Here is an 843-nt window from a genome sequence, read left to right on the forward strand (position 1 = left end):
TCAGATCCCTTTTCCCGTGGAAAAGGGATCTGACCCCATACAGGGCACCCTTATAATCCCGCGGTGAGTACCGAACCTGACACCCTCGCCGCGGTCGAGACTGAAACCGCGCCCCTGCAGCTGCTGCACCTGGATGAGCGCCTGGCCGTGGTCAACAAGCCTGCCGGGCTGATGGTCCACGACAGCAAGCTGGCCCGTGGCGAAGATGATTTCCTGGCCGACCGCCTGCGTGAGCAGCTGGGGCGGCCGATCTTCCTCGTGCACCGCCTGGACCGGGCCACCAGTGGCTGCCTGCTCCTGGCCTTTGACCGCGAAACCGCCAGTTCGCTGGGCAAGGCACTGATGGGTGGCGAAGTGGCCAAGGACTACCTGACAGTCTGCCGAGGCTGGCCGGCCGAGCTGTCCTGGCGGGTGGACCATGATCTGGACGGTGGGCCGGGCAAGCCGGTGAAGAAGCCGGCGATCACCGATTTCCAGCGCCTGGCCACTGGCGAGCTGTCGGTGCCGGTGGGCGAATTCAGCAGCTCGCGCTACGCGCTGCTGCGCTGCCAGCCGCAGACCGGGCGCTTCCGGCAGATCCGCCGTCACCTCAAGCACCTGTCACATCACATGATCGGCGATACCAGCCACGGCGATGGGCGCCACAACCGCATCTTCCGCATGCAGGGCGTGCACCGCATGCTGCTGCACGCCGAGCGCCTGCGTTTTCCGCATCCGGAGGGCGGCAACGTGGATGTCAGTGCGCCGCTGGACCGTAACCGCGTGGACATCGCCATCGCCATCAAGGAAGGCAAGGCCGCCAAGATCCGCCACGTCAACCTGGTGGGCACCGAAAAGTTCGAG

At 65.8% G+C, this 843-nt stretch carries 1 protein-coding gene; it reads left to right on the top strand.

From position 1 onward, the window contains the following. Positions 1 to 63: 63 nt before the first annotated feature. Positions 64 to 843: pseudouridine synthase (locus ABGA94_RS13990; RefSeq protein ID WP_375367572.1), on the top strand; the 780-nt coding region annotated here is incomplete at its 3' end.

The sequence above is a fragment of the Stenotrophomonas sp. 3diitr2024 genome, from assembly GCF_042136455.1.
GTDB classification, from domain to species: domain Bacteria; phylum Pseudomonadota; class Gammaproteobacteria; order Xanthomonadales; family Xanthomonadaceae; genus Stenotrophomonas; species Stenotrophomonas sepilia.